Origin of the sequence: Pseudoalteromonas obscura, from assembly GCF_030135505.1 — a bacterium.
In the GTDB taxonomy this organism is placed as follows: domain Bacteria; phylum Pseudomonadota; class Gammaproteobacteria; order Enterobacterales; family Alteromonadaceae; genus Pseudoalteromonas; species Pseudoalteromonas obscura.
In genome coordinates, this window is record NZ_JASJUT010000006.1 from 198,953 (window position 1) to 215,861 (window position 16,909).

Genomic DNA, 16,909 nt, shown 5'->3' on the forward strand with positions numbered 1-16,909 from the left:
TGTATATAGTTACATATTACCTGTCGGATTAGATTTTTCCGCTTGAATTCTCATGTAGATTTCTTCACGGTGTACCGAAACGTCTTTTGGTGCGTTTACGCCGATACGAACCTGATTTCCTTTTACACCAAGTACCGTTACTGTCACTTCATCACCAATCATCAGGGTTTCGCCTACACGGCGAGTTAGAATTAGCATTCTCTTGCTCCTGTTATTCCAAAATTTAAAAGATTCCGCGTCAAGTTCATTTTAATTAAAAGTTCATGTAAAAGTAAGCAAAATTATTGCTTAATCACGACTTTCTAAGCTAAATGCACTATGAAGTGCCCTTACTGCCAGCTCTAAATAGCGCTCTTCTACCAAAACTGAGATTTTTATCTCTGAGGTCGATACTAAAAGCGTATGAATATTTTCGTTAGCCAACGCATCAAAGAATATGCCTGCGATGCCAGAGTGAGACTTCATCCCTACACCCACAGCAGAGATTTTTGCAACTTCTGCATTGCCCTCTACACACGAAGCACCCAATGCGACTAAATTGCTATTTAACACATCTAACGCTTGTGCATACTCATTGCTGTGTACAGTTAAAGCATAGTCTATTTTGCCAACTTGATGATTAATTTGACTTATCATGTCCACTTCAATATCAAACTCAGCCAATAGACACAGAACTCTAGCTAAAGAGCTTGGGTTTTCAGGAACTTGACGAACAATCAACAAAGCTTCATCTTTTTGATATGCGATGCCAGATACAGTTCTACTTGTCACTTTTGGTTCCTCGTAGCTAATTAATGTGCCAGAATCAGGCTTAAAAGTTGATAAAACTCGCAATGGCAAGTTATACCTACCTGCGGCTTCGACAGATCTTATTTGCAATACCTTTGCGCCCAAGCTAGCTAACTCCAGCATTTCCTCAAAGGTAATTTGTTCCATGCGCCGTGCTCGAGGCTCAACCCTTGGATCTGTGGTATAAACACCATCAACATCTGTATAGATTTGGCATTCATCTGCTGAAATTGCAGCGGCAATTTCAACTGCGGAAGTATCGGTACCACCACGACCTAAAGTCGTGATATTGCCTTCAGTATCACGTCCTTGAAACCCTGCGACAATTGCAATGCGGTTGTGCTCCAGCTCTTGCTGTAGGCGACTGACATCAATGCCTTGTATTCGCGCTTTTCCAAAAACATTGTCTGTTTTAATGCCGATTTGATCTGCTAATAAGCTCACTGCAGAATGCCCTCGCTTGACGATTGCCATTGCGAGCAAGGCAATCGATACCTGCTCTCCTGTCGTTAACAATACGTCTAACTCTCGCGCACTCGGTCGCTCATCAATCTGCTTTGCAAGAGACAATAATCGATTGGTCTCACCTGACATAGCCGATACCACAACAACGACTTGATGTCCCTGTTGTTTAGCTCTGATAATCAGTTCGGCAACGGCCTCAATTCGCTCTATAGAGCCAACTGAGGTGCCACCAAACTTTTTTACAATTAATGCCACAAGTTATTGAGTTTTCTCATTCAACCATACAGGAACGCTAGCCAGTGCCGCTTCCAAGTTTTCAGGTTGAGAGCCACCAGCTTGTGCCATATCAGGGCGGCCACCGCCCTTGCCACCAACTTGAGCAGCCATATGATTAACCAGCTCTCCGGCTTTGACCTGACCGGTTAAATCTTTCGTCACACCTGCAATTAAGCTGACTTTGTCGCCATTAGCAACACCCAAGGCAATAACCCCTGAGCCCATCTTATTCTTAAGATCATCAACCATGCCACGCAGTGCTTTTGACTCGGTTCCGGCTACGTTGGCAACAAGCAGTTTTATGCCATTGACATCTACTGCAGACTCGATTAGCGACGCCCCCGCTGCACTTGCAAGCTTATCATTTAACTGGCTTACTTGTTTTTCAAGACCTTTAGCTTTTTCGATTAACGCCGCTACTTTTTCAAGTGCACTTGCGCTATCGCCTTTCACTAACGCAGCAATATCTGCAAGCGCTTTCTCTTGCTCTGCAACATAATTCACAGCATCTTCGCCCGTGACGGCCTCGATTCGACGCACACCAGCTGCGATACCACCTTCTGACACGATTTTTAGGAAGCCAATATCACCAGCGCGCTCTACGTGTGTACCACCACACAATTCAATTGAATAGTCGCCGATAGATACAACACGCACTTCATCGTCATATTTTTCGCCAAATAGGGCCATTGCACCTTTGGCTTTTGCATCTTCGATATCCATTAACTGAGTATTCAACGAGAAGTTCGCGCGAATTTCATCGTTTACCGCAGTTTCAATTTCACGAAGCTGCTCTTTGGTGACACCTTCAAAATGTGAGAAGTCAAAACGCAATTTATCAGCCATGACAAGCGAGCCTTTTTGCGCTACGTGATCACCTAAAATTTGACGCAGTGCTTCGTGCAAGATATGCGTTGCGGTGTGGTTTTTCTTGATGCGTTCGCGACGCTCTGCATCTATTTGAGCATCAACTTTGTCGTTAATACCAAGGCGGCCTGTTACATAACCGTGGTGCGCAAACGCATTACCCAGTTTTTGTGTATCTGTTACAACAAATTCACCACCAGACACTTTCAAAACACCTGTATCACCAACCTGACCACCTGACTCTGCATAAAATGGTGTGCGGTCAAGTACGACAATACCTTTTTGTTGATCAGCTAGCTCCGAAACACTTTCACCTTCAGCAAATAGCTCAACGACTGTGCCGCTATATTGAACAGAGTCATACCCTTTAAAGTCTGTGACTTTTTCAGATTTCAGCTGTTCATTATAATCAGCACCAAACTTACCTGCCTGTTGTGCCTGCTTACGCTGTGCTTCCATCGCCGCTTTAAACCCACGCTCATCAATGGTCATAAAACGTTCACGTGCAACATCTGCTGTTAAATCGGCTGGGAAGCCGTACGTATCGTATAGCTTGAACACAAGATCACCAGGAATAACATCACCTTCAAGACCCGCTAAGTTTTCTTCCAAAATAGCTAAGCCACGATCTAGTGTTTTCCCAAACTGCTCTTCTTCAATACGCAATACTTTTTCGATGATTGCCTGTTGCTTGATTAGCTCTGGGTATGCCTCACCCATTTGCGCCGCCAGTGCACCAACCAATTTATGGAAGAATGCCCCTTGCGCTCCGAGTTTGTTACCATGTCTAACGGCACGACGAATAATACGGCGTAGCACATAACCTCGGCCTTCATTTGAAGGCATAACACCATCGGCAATTAAAAATGCACATGAACGAATATGATCCGCAACAACGCGTAAAGATTTATCTTCTAAATCTTGAGCGCCTGTTACTTCTGCAGTCGCTTTGATTAGCGCTTGGAATAAATCGATTTCATAGTTTGAGTGCACACCTTGCATAATCGCAGAAATACGCTCAAGACCCATACCTGTGTCAACTGACTGGTTTGGTAATGGCTCCATAGTACCGTCAGCATGACGGTTGTATTGCATAAATACTAGGTTCCAAATTTCGATGAAGCGGTCACCATCTTCTTCTGGGCTGCCAGGAGGACCACCCCAAATGTGCTCGCCATGGTCAAAAAAGATTTCCGAACATGGTCCACATGGACCCGTGTCACCCATTGACCAAAAGTTATCTGATGTATCGATACGAATGATGCGATCAGCTGGTACGCCAACTTGATTGGCCCAAATGTCATAAGCTTCTTCGTCGGTATGATAAACGGTCACCAGCAGCTTTTCTTTTGGTAACTGAATCACATCAGTCAAAAACGCCCAAGCGAACTTAATTGCATCTTGCTTAAAATAGTCGCCAAAGCTGAAGTTACCAAGCATTTCAAAGAATGTATGGTGCCTTGCTGTATAACCAACATTTTCTAGGTCATTGTGTTTACCACCAGCACGTACACAGCGCTGTGAACTTGTAGCGCGGTTATACGGACGCTTTTCAGCACCTAAGAATACATCCTTAAACTGCACCATACCTGCATTTGTAAACAGAAGTGTTGCATCATTACCTGGTACTAAAGAACTTGATGGCACCACTTGGTGGTGTTGTTTGGCAAAGAAATCTAAAAAGCTCTGCCTAATCTGTGCGGTAGTCATGTGCTGCATGTGATTATTTACCCTTTATTGCTGCTGTATGCTGATAACCACAAAGGAAGTGTTCGATTTCAACTTTCACTTTGCGATTGTATAGCAAAATCTATTTGGTCATAGCTAAAGCCTCGATACATCATATATCTAACGCGCTTTGACCTTTCTTGATAATCTAATTGTTTCGTTGAATAACCGTATTTTTTCTCATATGTTTTCTGAGCAACGGCAAACCAATCTATTTCTCTTTCTTCGATGAGTTGCATTAACTGCGCACGCGCAACGCCTTTATTGGTGGCGTCCATCATTACCCGTTTCTCTCCCAACCCCTTGGCTAGTTGACGGTTTAAATAACTTTCACAGTGTCTAGCGTCATCCAAATAACCAATGTCACATAACCACTCGATCAGCGACTCGGCATACTCGTCACTTGCGCCTTTTTGCCTTAATTTTTGACCCAGTAGCTTACGCGAATACTCTTGCCTAGATAACAACCAAACTGCGTAGTTTTTAAGTTTTTTCTGTTCTTTCTCATCCATTAAGCGTCAAACCGACCCGATTGCCCAATGTTATCTTGATGTTTGTCACCTTGGTCAGGTGTATTGTCCTCTAGTGAGCTTTGCGCCGCAAAAATCGCCTGAAACGACACGAAAAAACCAATATATACAATTGGCATGATGAACATGAGTGGTACAAGAGATAGAGGAGCAGAAGCAATCATTAGCAGCGCTACAATACCACCAAACACGGACAATGGCGCCATATTATAATAAAACACCTTTAAAGATTGCTTCATCGCATTCAAGATGTTTGCTTGCTCTTTGAAATATACCAGAGGTAGTGCATAGGCAAAGGCCATCATTGCCAATGACTGTAGCACCACAAATATTGCAATATCAGAGAAGCTAATAGCTGCGGCGATTTGCGCGATAACTGATTCCATATCTTGCTCTGGAGAATGATTTTGTATGGCACTGGTAACTGGCTCAAATAGCAAACTCATTATCACCCCCAGTATCAAAGCAACCCCAAGCTGATACAAACCAAGGCGGAATAAATTGAGTCGACGCCCTTTCGCGGAAAATGGTTTTAGAATGTCAGCAAGCATAATTGATTTACCCGCTTGCGAATTGAGCGCCGCGTTATAGAAGCCAACGGTTAAAAATGGTCCCGCAAGCGCGCATGCCATCTGAATTATCGTATTTGGCAGGATGAAAGGAAATAGCCCTACTATCACGATAAAGATGTACATCATCATAAAAGTTAAAGGTTGAGCTTTAAACACCGTCCATCCGGCTTTTAACCAACTCACCCCAAAACTCGCTTTAAATGTTCGAATTTCTGCAGACATAAATGACTAACTTAGTTATAAAACGGTTTAATTATACTGCTTCAAAAGAGTACTTGAAAGGAGGTTTATGACGCTTAACGGCACTAAATGCAACAAAATAGCTAAATACGGAAATAAATTGGTAATTGACACGTGATTTGCCTTACCACAATAGGTTTTGTAATAAAGCAAATCAACACCAGCCCAGCTATTTCGGCTTTTTGATTTCATCCATATCGAGCATATGAGAGCCGTGTTTAACTTTCGTTTCTAGGTAGTTTCGATTCCCCGAGTCACCTGCTTTAACGTGTGCTTGAGTTCCTACTACACTTTCAACTTCAATACCGGCATTGCGCAAAGCATTTAATTTACGAGGATTGTTGGTCATAAGCTTCACATGATCCAGCCCCAGTGCCTTAAGCATTAATACCGCATCTGAAAAATCTCGCAAGTCGTCATCAAAACCCAAGTGATTATTTGCTTCGTATGTATTCATGCCTTGTGATTGCAATACATAAGCATCAATTTTGTTGTATAAGCCTATACCTCTGCCTTCCTGACGAAGGTAAAGTAACACACCACCACTTTGATGCATCTCTTCGATACATTCGTTGAGCTGTTCACCGCAATCACACCTAGATGAATGAAAAACATCACCAGTCAAACACTCAGAGTGCATTCTAATCAACGGGATCTCTTGTTGGGTGTCGGCATTGTTGAAAACTAAAGCTACATGCTCTTCACCATCTTTCAATCCTTCAAAAGATACAATCTCTGCAGGAATATGACTACGCTGCCCTACATTCAGCTCAACTCTCGCTCTAACTTCAGCCACGACTTGAAAATACCTAATTTAAAAATGTGATAATATCACAATTAATGATATATCTGTTTATATGGTGACAATCTTGCCATTTTACAAGTAAAAATACACAAAACTGGTAAATGTGTACATTAGCGCTAGTCTTTAATCACCAAGATAAATTGCTTGTCAAAATATTGAGTCGCCGATGAGGCTGTTTTTCCTGCTTTTTATATTTATACCTTTCCAAGCTGCGGCCGAGCAACTTAAGTTAGACGGTTTTGCAACGGTCGGTTTAACAATCACTGATTCAAAAACAGCTGGGATCAGACAGCATATCTCACAACCTAGCGCCACTTATGAAAATGAATTCGGATTTACGAACTCTTCCGCGGGTGGGCAAATAGAATGGCAAGCAAATAGTAGCACCCAGCTTGTTGGTCAAGTGCTCTTTAAAGACAATCAAGAACAAAACCTCGACAATATTATTCAAATGGCATTTTTGCGTTATACACCCAATGCCAATTGGCAGATTCGATTTGGCAGAACCGGTCTTGATTTGTTTATGATGACGGAACATAGGGACATAGGTTACACGTACACGTATGATCATCCCCCCACTGAATTTTATGCGATTGTCCCGCATCAGAATTTAGATGGTGCAGATATTAAATATACTTACTCATTCTCTGAGGGCTTGTTTAGCAGTAAGTTCTTTGTTGGTAGATCAACAGCGCCTATTGTGAGCGACGATAATTTTTTCTGGGACGTAGAATTAAAATCATTATTTGGGCTGGTATTGGAATGGCAATCATATGATTGGACGCTTAGAGCTAACTACACAGCGACGCAATCTGGTAATGAAAATGAACAACAAAAACAGCTCAGAGCTGCGCTCGCACAAATTCCCAATGAGATTTGGCCACAAAGACCCGCTTTACTTGAGTCACTCAATATTATAGGCAAGCGATTTAATTATTCCGCCCTTGGGATCCGGTATGACAATAGTCAGTGGTTTGCACAAAGTGAACTTTCTTATATCGATTCCAACTCGCAAGTCTTAAAAGCCTTGACGGCCGGATATGCTAGTGTCGGCTTTTATTACAATAACCACACACTAATGACGACTTTCGCACAAGTAAAATCTAACAATACAACACCACAACGCCCGTTAATTTCCTCTGGACCACTCGATTTACTTTATAACACGATTATTCGCCACACTAACTTTTATTTGGTTGACCAAAACACCTTATCCGTGACATTAAGAACCGAATTAAATGACTCTCTCGCGGTAAAAGTTCAACTAGAGCATACCGCAGTGGACAGTTTACCATCTGCCTTTTATTTACATAGAGATATAGAAAGCGGTAATTTCGACAATTCGTTCAATACATTAGGCATTAGCCTAAATTGGGTGTTTTAATGCTCCGCCCGCTACTGACTTTACTTGTACTCATGATGCTCACCTTTGATGCGCGGGGCAATGTACAAGAGGACATTGTCATTGTGGTCAACAAACACAACCCAATTGAGTACATCGAAAAGCGCCAGCTTATTGATATGTATATGGGTAAGTATTTGGCATTTCCAAACGGCCATATTGCTGTGACCTTGGACTATAAAAAAGAACATGCATTGAGAAGCGCTTTTTTCCTTGCCTTGACCGGTCGCAACATTGCACAAATTAACGCCTATTGGTCTCGGGTTAAATTCAGCGGTAAAGCGTCACCACCACAAGCATATCCTTCAATTGCCGCTATAATTGATAAGGTGGTAACAACCCCGAGTGCAATTGCTTATATTCCAGCAAGTGCTGTCACTGATGAATTAAAAGTAGTGTACCGTTTTGCTAAGTAAACAAAGTTTGATAATTCGGTTGATGTTGATATTGAGCTTTTCAACCTGCTTATTCTCTGCTGTATATGCTCACATCTATTACAACTATATATTTGACACTGAGCTAGAGCACTCAGATGAAACTATCATGCAAATCAGCCAGACCATCTCATCAACAGCATCCATTGCAGCGTACTTAGAGGATAAAGACTTAGCCAATGAAGTCGTAAATGGGTTAGTGAGCAATGATATTATTCAATCAGCTGCTTTGACAAATCAACACACGATTTTAGCAAAAAGCATCTTATTTTCTGAGCGAGAGGCTCGCACTTTTAATCTACCTAACCCATTTATCCTACAAGAAAACATCGGCTTCATTCACGTAGTACCCAACACCCAGTATATACGGCAAAACGCTCGCGATATTGCATTCTCTTCCGTGCAAACGTTACTCGTCGTGATCGTGCCAATGTTGATCATTTTTGCAGGGCTGTCCTATATACTCATTTCAAGACCTTTGGGACATTTAAGCCAACAACTTACGAATATCATACCTGGCAGTGCACATCGTATTGAAATAGATACAGCACATGAACATACGGAAATCGGAAAAATAGGTAAAGGGATCAACGCAATGTTGAGCAATACGGAAATGCTGTTTGAGCAAGAGCGAAGTTTACGCCTAGAAATAGAGCATCTTGAAAAACGCTTCCGCCTCATGTTTGAGCGCAGCTCCTCCCCCACATTATTGGTACGTGAACACGGAGAAGTGTCTCTAGTCAATGATGCTGCCAAAGACTTATTGGCAGGAATGGGGGTAGACTGCCAAGAGCGCTTTCCTGACAACTTGGGGCAGTACTGCAAAACTCCTGATATTCTCTACACTTTCACTGAAAATAGCATAAAGCAAAAACAGGTGATGCAGTCCGAGTTTGAGTTCACCAGCCCTCTAACATTATCTTCCGTATGGTTAAGTATGATCATACTTAACACCGAAAGTGACGGTCAGTGGTACTTTCAAGTGTTCCTTGCCGACATCACTTCACGGAAAACCATGCTCAATCAACTTAGCCATCGCGCTCAAAGAGACAGTTTAACTAGCTTATATAACCGATATGGAGCCGAACTTACTTTACTTGGCTGGATTGATTCAGACATACCCTTTAGCCTATTACTGTTAGACCTTGACGAGTTTAAGCCAATAAACGATATCTATGGGCATAACGCCGGAGACGAAGTACTTAAAAACATTGCTAAAAATATATCTCACATAATCTCTAGTAATGATTTGGTATGCCGCTGGGGTGGTGATGAGTTTGTCATCGCAATTAAAGAATTCAATAAACATAAAATCAATAATATTGCTCAGCAGCTACTAGAGGCTGTAAATATACCGACTCACTACGAAAGAAATGGACACCAAATAGAGCTACGGGTTGGTGTGAGTATTGGTATTGCCCACTATCCAACCCATGCGGACAATCTAAAAAGCTTAGTTGAGTGCGCTGATGTCGCTATGTACTCAATTAAAAAAACGTCGAAGAATCACTACACCTATTATTCAGCTTAAAAGTGACGTAGTACTTGTTCACTGTATTGCTGAATGTCCAAAGTGACATTGTGCTTTTTTGCAAGGTTGTCTAATTCAGCTTGCCATATCGACAGCTCTTCCATGGTTATCGTGTTATCATCTAATGTCCATAATTGACGAGAACCTGTGTAGCTAAATTGCATAGCAAGCATGGCATTCACATCCCCTTGCTGTGCTGCCTTTTTCAGTTTTGGCATTTTTCTGGTGACTTGATTGAGTGCTTGTTTGAGCTCCCATACATAGACTACTTCCACCATAAATGGATGGTGTCTTATACGTTTAAGTATGGCAAAAATTGCAATGCAGGTAAGTATTACTCCAGTCAGATTCCAATGGAAATGACTTCCATCAGAGTCTGGGAATACATGAATAAGAAGTTGCGCTATTCCTAAACTTCCTGTGGTTAAAACCAAAATGCAGGCTCCAATCACCCAATTTAGGTGCTTTCTATATCTTGCTTTATCTATTTTTTGTAACTGCATCGTGTCTCCTCACCTATAGTTAAACCACATTTTAATGACTAAAAATAAAAAAACTAAAATAAATCACCCCTTTTTTTGACCTAGCGCGTTTTACTTAGCAAAAGAGGGGAAAAATATGACTTTAACAATGACAGATGTAAAAACACACACTCCATACCGCACACTAAATAAACTTGTTTTATCATTTATTAGCGCCATCTTAATTACATTTGCGTTATTTGCTTTTATGCAAAAATTGATTAGCCAAGATCGCGTGTTCGTTGCAGAGCCAGCTCCGGTCATTGATGTATTTATTTCACAAGACATTGAAGACACACCTGTAGAAATACGCAATGTTTTGCCGCCTCCGCCAAAAGCTACCCCAAAGGCGCCACCTAAACCAACCGTTACACCTTCAGTTACCGAGGGTGTAACACTAGATATCAATATCACCTCAGGTGTAAAGTCTGCCCCTATACAAATGCAGAGCACTTTGCAGGTCAGCGACGCTGCGGCGGCCCCGATTGTGCGCATTGACCCAACATACCCTGCCCCGGCAGCTCGGGACGGCGTTGAAGGCTGGGTACAATTGGCATTTAACATTTCGCCAACAGGGCAAGTTATTGATGCGAAAGTGGTTAATGCTGAGCCAAAACGAGTATTCAACCGTGCTGCATTAAAAGCGCTAAAACGATGGAAATATCGCCCCAAAATGGTCGCTGGCAAACCAACTATTCAATACGGTCAGTCAGTTGTGTTAGAGTTTAACTTAAACAAGTAAGCGAAAATAACGCAAGCCGCTCGATTTCATTTTGGGCGGCGATCAGCACACCTGTGTATATAGAGTTAAATTAAGCACGGAGAGACTATGCTACTTGCGATAAAAAACTGGTTCATCCAAGATAAAACCGAAGCACATGATCCCTTGCATGAATTTAAACGCAGTGGAGAAAACCGTTACATAGAGCAGGCGATTGATAATTTCAATCCAGATCTTTATCACTACCTATGTACACAAAGTGACCCGGAAACGGCCGAAGATGTATGCCAAAAAACATGGCTCTCAATCGTTGAGAAAAGGCAGTACTATCAGAGCAACAATACGCCAAAGGCATATATATTTAGGGTTGCACGCAATGCACTAGTAGATGAATTTCGCCGGCAAAATAAATTTATGTGTGACGACAATGAGACTGCACTTAGCTGTGAGGTCGAAGATAGTAATTTTAATGCAGCGTGTTGTGAGCAACTTTACAGTGCGATTAAAAACTTACCAAACGCACAAAAAGAAGCCATTTGTTTGCAATTAGAAGGCTTTTCGCTAAATCAAATCGCAGAAATCACCACTGCGAACCCTGAGACTGTAAAGACTCGATTAAGATATGCAAAACAGCAATTGAAAGATACTTTAGGAGAGCCGAAATGAAAGACTCACAACCCCAACTCAACGAGCTCCAACAAGCCTATTCAATTGCCAAGCGACAGAACAAAATGTCGTCTAAACAAATTCGTAAATTAAAACGGTTAAGTCGCTTAGAAAACCGCAAACATACTCGACAGTTTTGGCTTAGAACGAGTCTATGGGCAAGCTCCTGTTGTGTTTTAGCTCTGGTAGGCAGCCTGTCTCTGCAAAGCATATTAAGCGATTTTGAAACTTTCCTAGCGCAATTAGAACCCAATTCATTTTCATCACAATATGATGTTGTTGAGACACATAATATTGTTGAAGGCCAGTATCAAACCACAATCGCACAACAAAAAGCACAACTGGATGACTCCCTTGCAGGATCGCAAGCAAAACTCAACGAAGTTAGTCAGTTTTACGGCAAATTGGTGCATTCTGAGCGAGATGTATGGTTTATTGCCGATTGCCAAAATCAAACTCTGATCGAAGTACGTAAAAGTTTGCTCGATGAATTAGGCGTACCCGATGACCTATCGGTTGCTTCGGATCAAGGGCTATTATTGGCTTTGGGTAAAAACCAGTCGGGGCAGCTAGTTAGTATTACCACCCCACCGTCTGGCCAAGCTTTGTATGCGTGCCCTTAAAGTAAAACAACACTGGCGACAAAAAAGCTCACTAGTGCTAATGCGCCGCCTGCAAGAGCGTAAGGGAGCTGAGTTTTAACATGGGTCAATAAGTCACACCCAGATGCCAGAGCGGATACTGCACTGGTATCCGAAATGGGCGAGCAGTGATCGCCAAATATCCCACCACTTAAGATGGCGCCTACCACCAGTGAAGGAGGAAGGCCCAATGTTTGGATCAAAGGCACGCCAATAGGGATCAAAATCGCAAATGTTCCCCAAGATGTTCCTGTTGTAAATGACATAACAGCACCAGTCAAAAACAGCACAGGAACAATAAAGTAAATAGGCAAATAATCACCAACCAATTGCGCAACAAATACGCCTGTACCCAGCTCTTTCAGGCTGGCTCCAAGTGTCAAAGATAGCAATACTATACTGACCAAAGGCAATAGTTCGCCCATTCCCTTAAAACCGATGTCAACGAGTTGATGGTGTGTGAACTGTTTTTCTTTGAGCATGAGCAGGTAAGCAACTGAACAAGCCAACATCGTTGCATACAATACCGATTTAGAGCCACTCCCGTTCGCCAATACACCATCTCCAGTCCAGTACATGAACCCGATCATACTGGCAATTAGTGTAACAAGCGGTACAAGCATAAACCGCGCCTTGGTCGCAATAGGTCCAGCATCAAGCTCTACTTCCTCGCGCTTGAGCTCTTCTTCAGCTTCTTTCATTGGACCATGAACTTTATCAAAAACAATGGTGTATAAAACAATCAGCAATGTAATTATGGCGTAAAAGTTAAATGCCACACTACCCCACAAAATACTGACTGGGGATTGAGCAAGTTCATAGTTGCTTAACAAGCCCAATACATAGGCGCCCCAACCATTGAGCAATATTAAAATACATACTGGTGCACTGGTACTGTCGATAATGTATGCGAGGCGAGCTCGACTCATTTTAAACTTGTCAAATAACCCACGAGAAACTATTCCTGAAGTCAGCACACTCATATTTGATTCAATAAATACCGCTGTACCGGTAAACATTGTCAGTAGGCCGACTTGTTTCTTATTTCGCGCGACGCCAACCTGCATTAATTTTTGTACCGTCGCTGACACCCCGCCAGATTCACGAATAAAAGCAAGTAACGCGCCAATAACAATGCTAAAAATTAAGATACGGCTATTTCCTGGTGACGTTGCAACCCCAACGATTCGTTCAATACTATTAGTGAATGTAACAAAAATAGACTGCCCGTCACCACTTACCACAAGCAAAAATTCCGATGAGACAATGGCTAAAATTAAGGCTAAAATGACTTCTTTACGCCAAAAAACAACCGCAATGGCGATAAGGGGGGGCAAGATTGAATACCAAGACATAGCTTTCCTTTTTTATTTTGATTTAGATGAAAAGCACTGATTACAGTCGCTAAAGGGCATTAATTTACTCAAAAGCATCTTTGTATACGCGCAATTTATAACCATGGTAACTTAAACGCTAAAGCAAAAAAACTAGGTTTTTCGGGTATCTAAATTCACAATTGCAACAAAAATACCTCATCTAGAACCGCATAAATCAAAAAACGCAATAATATTCCGAAACAATCTATCGCAACGTTCCAATTGAACCTATAATATGGACAGTTTAAGTTAGTTTTAGTTACCAGGTGATCCTCATGTCTACTTTTGTAAAAATAAAGGCCTTGAAGCCTTCACTGTCGCAAAGTGAAGCTAAATTAGCGGACTTTACTTTAAAGTCAGGTTCAAAAATTAGAGGTCTATCTTCAATAGAGCTTGCAAAATCAGCAGGCGTTAGCCAGTCAAGCGTTGTTAAATTTGCCCAAAAATTAGGGTATAAAGGGTTTCCCGCTTTTAAACTGGCAGTTGTCGACGCATTAAATGAACAAACACAAGAAAATACCCCGCTCTCTAATGAAATAGATCAAAACGACTCTATTGCACACATTTCAGAAAAGCTAATTGCAAACCAGCAAGCAACCTTAGTTGCAACCAGTAAGCTAAATAACCCAGAATTGTTTGAGCAAGCAGTTCAAGCGATAAAAGGTGCAAAAAAAGTGATGGTATGTGCAATTGGTTCAACACATACCATGGCACAAGACTTAACTCTAAAGCTGCAAAAGCTAGGCGTGTGTGCTGTTACTCATGTCGATGAGTTAAGTGCAGCAAGCTATGTAGCAACAATGGGTAAAGATGATCTACTGATTTGTTTGAGTAACTCAGGCGTCGTGAAAAGTATGGTAAAGCTTGCACAGCAAGCCAAAGTTAACGAGTGTCAAATCCTTGCACTAACACGTTATGGCCACAGTGAGTTGGCTAATTACGCAGATAACTGCCTGTACTGTATACAAGAAACAGAAGCCGTGAAACATTCAGCGGTACTGACACGTGCATCGTTAGGTTATTTAATTGATGTGCTTTTCATTGCTCTTGCTCAGTCAAATCTACATTGGCAACGCCGAGCTGATCGCTCCAATGAATACATGAGTGATATGTTAAATATCTAAGCTTGCCGCCAGAATGCCTTATCGAGAGTAAAGTAGATAAGGCACTCTGCGCTTTTTAAACTCACTGACTTCTTGCAGCCAAATGGCTTCTATTTGATGAGCTTTCAACCCCTGCTCTATCGCTAATCTAATGATATCAGTACCTGCCAATTTATCTAAAAACTTAGGTGATGTGATAAATTGTTTGTTGTGTTGTTTAAATGCACTAGATGCTTCAATAAACCATGTTAAGTCAAAACCAATTAAGCTGCTTTGCCTCAAGTCCTTCCCCCATACATTTTTGCCCTCTAACTTGGGAAACCGTGCTGCACCAACAATAGATCGTGGAGAAAATCCAAAGTCACCAAGCTTCACTTGATCATGACCATAGACTTGAAATGGAAAATCAGTGCCTCTTCCAATTGACACTGCGGTTGCTTCAAACAAGCATAAAGATGGATATAGATAAATAGACTGTTGATTTGGAAGGTTTGGACTGGGTGCAATTGGCAAAATATATTCATCCGAGGCCTGATAGTTTTTCACAGCCACCACTGTCAAATCAAGCTTGTTCAGTCCAGACAACCATTCTTCTCCCGCTATCATTTGAGCCAGCTCACCGACTGTCATACCGTGTAAAATTGGAATTGGATGCATTCCCACAAATGAACTGAATTTTTTGTTCAGTACAGGCCCTCCAACAAAACGAATATTTGGGTTTGGCCTATCCAATACAATGAACTTTTTACGATTGTCTTTAGCCGCCTGCATCATATAATGCATAGTACTAATATAAGTGTAAAAACGAACACCGACGTCCTGAATGTCGAATATCAATACATCCAGATCATGTAAAGATTCCTTAGATGGACGCTTCTGCTTGCCGTATAGTGAAACAATTGGCAGACCTGTTTTTACATCAATGCTGTTGTCAATATGCGCGCCTGCATCCTGATCCCCCCGAAACCCATGCTCAGGCGAAAAAATCCGCACGACCTTAACGTTGTTCGCAAGTAGAAAGTCCACTAAATGCATATCAGCCACACGAGATGACTGATTTACTACTAACCCGACACGCTTATTTTCTAGATAAGGTAAGTACTTTTCGGGCTGTTGTGCACCTACCTCTATGGCAATAGCTATTTTTGTATGCAACACCATTAATATCAAAACACACAATTTGAGGTAGAAAGAATGCATAAACAGAGCCCCTCTTGGTTGATTAACTGCTTGGGGAAATATGCCTGATCAAAACCCAAAAAAGAACCTTTTTTTAATCTTTACGTGATCTTCAATTTGAATATTTTCTAATAAAAAGAATGGCTTCACACTATGTAGCTGCTGCAAAGATAAGGTCTTAAGTTTCAATGCAGCCAATATCTCATCTTGATGTGAAGTTGCTTGTTTAAAGCCGCAATCTACAAACATCGTGCTTTCTTCATGCTTAAGCCTGATATCTCGATATATCTGCGCTAACTGCTCCCCCGAATATGCCACTTTCATTAAATGTTCCTTAGTATAGATTCAAACTTGGACCAAAGAGTAAGGCATCAAGTAAAGATAAAATTGGACAAAAACGACATTGCGTATCAATTACAGGCTGTGCTCGCTGAAGGGGGAGGCAAATACTAAGGAAAAGTGTATCCCACGCTCCCTTAGCCAAATTCAGAGTGCGATTTGCAGAGTGTTTTCTATTTAAGCAAAAAGCTAAATTTCTGGCATAAAAAAACCGACTTTCGTCGGTTGTTCATCTCATGTTTTGATACTTGAGTGAAGTAATCATCTCAAAGGAGATGGCAGACGCGGGACGTGCTTTGTGGAGAGTGAACCTCCGACCGTCTGGTTTTCGCCCGTGACCTTTGCGGTTTTATCTAATGCTTGTCGTTAAAAAAGCTAAATTTCTGGCATAAAAAAACCGGCTTCCGTCGGTTGTTAATCTCATGTTTTGATACTTGAGTGAAGTAATCATCTCAAAGGAGATGGCGGACGCGGGACGTGCTTTGTGGAGAGTGAACCTCCGACCGCCTGGTATTCGCCCGTGACCTTTGCGGTTTTATCTAATGCTTGTCGTTAAAAAAGCTAAATTTCTGGCATAAAAAAACCGGCTTCCGTCGGTTGTTCATCTCATGTTTTGATACTTGAGTGAAGTAATCATCTCAAAGGAGATGGCGGACGCGGGACGTGCTTTGTGGAGAGTGAACCTCCGACCGCCTGGTATTCGCCCGTGACCTTTGCGGTTTTA

General features: G+C 41.8%; 17 protein-coding genes. 7 read left to right on the top strand and 10 right to left on the bottom strand.

Translation table 11 applies throughout. The features are described from left to right. Positions 1-9 precede the first annotated feature (9 nt). The 6 genes from csrA to QNM18_RS15480 form a co-directional block, all read right to left on the bottom strand. Entirely contained in the window at positions 10-198 is a 189-nt protein-coding gene (gene csrA / locus QNM18_RS15455) for a carbon storage regulator CsrA (protein ID WP_023399613.1), read from the bottom strand. A gap of 90 nt (positions 199-288) precedes the next feature. Then, entirely contained in the window at positions 289-1,509 is a 1,221-nt protein-coding gene (locus QNM18_RS15460; RefSeq protein ID WP_211013527.1) for an aspartate kinase, read from the bottom strand. Between the two features lie 3 nt (positions 1,510-1,512). Next, positions 1,513-4,116, bottom strand: coding sequence for an alanine--tRNA ligase (alaS, locus tag QNM18_RS15465; protein ID WP_211013528.1), 2,604 nt, complete (start codon positions 4,114-4,116; stop codon positions 1,513-1,515). 59 nt (positions 4,117-4,175) lie between these two features. Next, positions 4,176-4,637, bottom strand: coding sequence for a regulatory protein RecX (locus QNM18_RS15470; RefSeq protein ID WP_211013529.1), 462 nt, complete (start codon positions 4,635-4,637; stop codon positions 4,176-4,178). Then, complete coding sequence (locus QNM18_RS15475) at positions 4,637-5,449, bottom strand: BPSS1780 family membrane protein (RefSeq protein WP_211013530.1); 813 nt, start codon at positions 5,447-5,449, stop codon at positions 4,637-4,639. The genes QNM18_RS15470 and QNM18_RS15475 overlap by 1 nt, the downstream gene beginning before the upstream one ends. Before the next feature lie 187 nt (positions 5,450-5,636). After that, positions 5,637-6,263 (bottom strand): GTP cyclohydrolase II, encoded by a 627-nt coding sequence (locus QNM18_RS15480; protein ID WP_211013531.1) that lies wholly within the window; start codon positions 6,261-6,263, stop codon positions 5,637-5,639. A gap of 175 nt (positions 6,264-6,438) precedes the next feature. On the opposite strand from QNM18_RS15480, the gene QNM18_RS15485 reads away from it, so the two are divergent. From QNM18_RS15485 to QNM18_RS15495, 3 genes are read left to right on the top strand one after another with little or no spacing between them, the layout of a single operon-like run. After that, complete coding sequence (locus tag QNM18_RS15485) at positions 6,439-7,656, top strand: hypothetical protein (RefSeq protein ID WP_211013532.1); 1,218 nt, start codon at positions 6,439-6,441, stop codon at positions 7,654-7,656. Then, positions 7,656-8,090, top strand: coding sequence for a type 2 periplasmic-binding domain-containing protein (locus QNM18_RS15490; protein WP_211013533.1), 435 nt, complete (start codon positions 7,656-7,658; stop codon positions 8,088-8,090). The genes QNM18_RS15485 and QNM18_RS15490 overlap by 1 nt, the downstream gene beginning before the upstream one ends. A gap of 22 nt (positions 8,091-8,112) precedes the next feature. After that, the gene (locus tag QNM18_RS15495; RefSeq protein WP_284137725.1) at positions 8,113-9,639 is read left to right on the top strand and encodes a GGDEF domain-containing protein; all 1,527 of its coding nucleotides are present in this window, start codon (positions 8,113-8,115) and stop codon (positions 9,637-9,639) included. Here the strand turns inward: QNM18_RS15495 and QNM18_RS15500 are convergent. Next, entirely contained in the window at positions 9,636-10,142 is a 507-nt protein-coding gene (locus QNM18_RS15500) for a DUF3087 domain-containing protein (protein ID WP_284137726.1), read from the bottom strand. The genes QNM18_RS15495 and QNM18_RS15500 overlap by 4 nt on opposite strands. Positions 10,143-10,257: 115 nt before the next feature. Between QNM18_RS15500 and QNM18_RS15505 the strand changes: the two genes are divergently transcribed. From QNM18_RS15505 to QNM18_RS15515, 3 genes are all read left to right on the top strand, one after another. Continuing rightward, positions 10,258-10,902 carry an energy transducer TonB gene (locus QNM18_RS15505; RefSeq protein ID WP_247687610.1) on the top strand — a complete coding sequence of 215 codons (645 nt, stop codon included), beginning with the start codon at positions 10,258-10,260 and terminating at the stop codon, positions 10,900-10,902. Positions 10,903-10,989: 87 nt separating this feature from the next. Continuing rightward, on the top strand, positions 10,990-11,547 hold the full coding sequence (locus tag QNM18_RS15510) for a sigma-70 family RNA polymerase sigma factor (RefSeq protein WP_247687611.1): 558 nt from the start codon (positions 10,990-10,992) through the stop codon (positions 11,545-11,547). Beyond that, positions 11,544-12,170, top strand: coding sequence for a hypothetical protein (locus QNM18_RS15515; protein WP_211013535.1), 627 nt, complete (start codon positions 11,544-11,546; stop codon positions 12,168-12,170). Before QNM18_RS15510 ends, QNM18_RS15515 begins: the two co-directional genes overlap by 4 nt. Here the strand turns inward: QNM18_RS15515 and QNM18_RS15520 are convergent. Then, positions 12,167-13,543, bottom strand: coding sequence for a Na+/H+ antiporter NhaC family protein (locus QNM18_RS15520; protein ID WP_284137727.1), 1,377 nt, complete (start codon positions 13,541-13,543; stop codon positions 12,167-12,169). The two genes, QNM18_RS15515 and QNM18_RS15520, sit on opposite strands and share 4 nt — an antisense overlap. A 296-nt stretch (positions 13,544-13,839) precedes the next feature. Between QNM18_RS15520 and QNM18_RS15525 the strand changes: the two genes are divergently transcribed. Beyond that, the gene (locus QNM18_RS15525) at positions 13,840-14,688 is read left to right on the top strand and encodes a MurR/RpiR family transcriptional regulator (RefSeq protein WP_023399599.1); all 849 of its coding nucleotides are present in this window, start codon (positions 13,840-13,842) and stop codon (positions 14,686-14,688) included. A gap of 18 nt (positions 14,689-14,706) precedes the next feature. Here the strand turns inward: QNM18_RS15525 and QNM18_RS15530 are convergent, their stop codons facing one another. Next, positions 14,707-15,867 (bottom strand): exo-beta-N-acetylmuramidase NamZ family protein, encoded by a 1,161-nt coding sequence (locus QNM18_RS15530; RefSeq protein ID WP_417714818.1) that lies wholly within the window; start codon positions 15,865-15,867, stop codon positions 14,707-14,709. Positions 15,868-15,915: 48 nt separating this feature from the next. Next, entirely contained in the window at positions 15,916-16,170 is a 255-nt protein-coding gene (locus tag QNM18_RS15535; RefSeq protein WP_284137728.1) for a hypothetical protein, read from the bottom strand. Between the last annotated feature and the right edge of the window lie 739 nt (positions 16,171-16,909).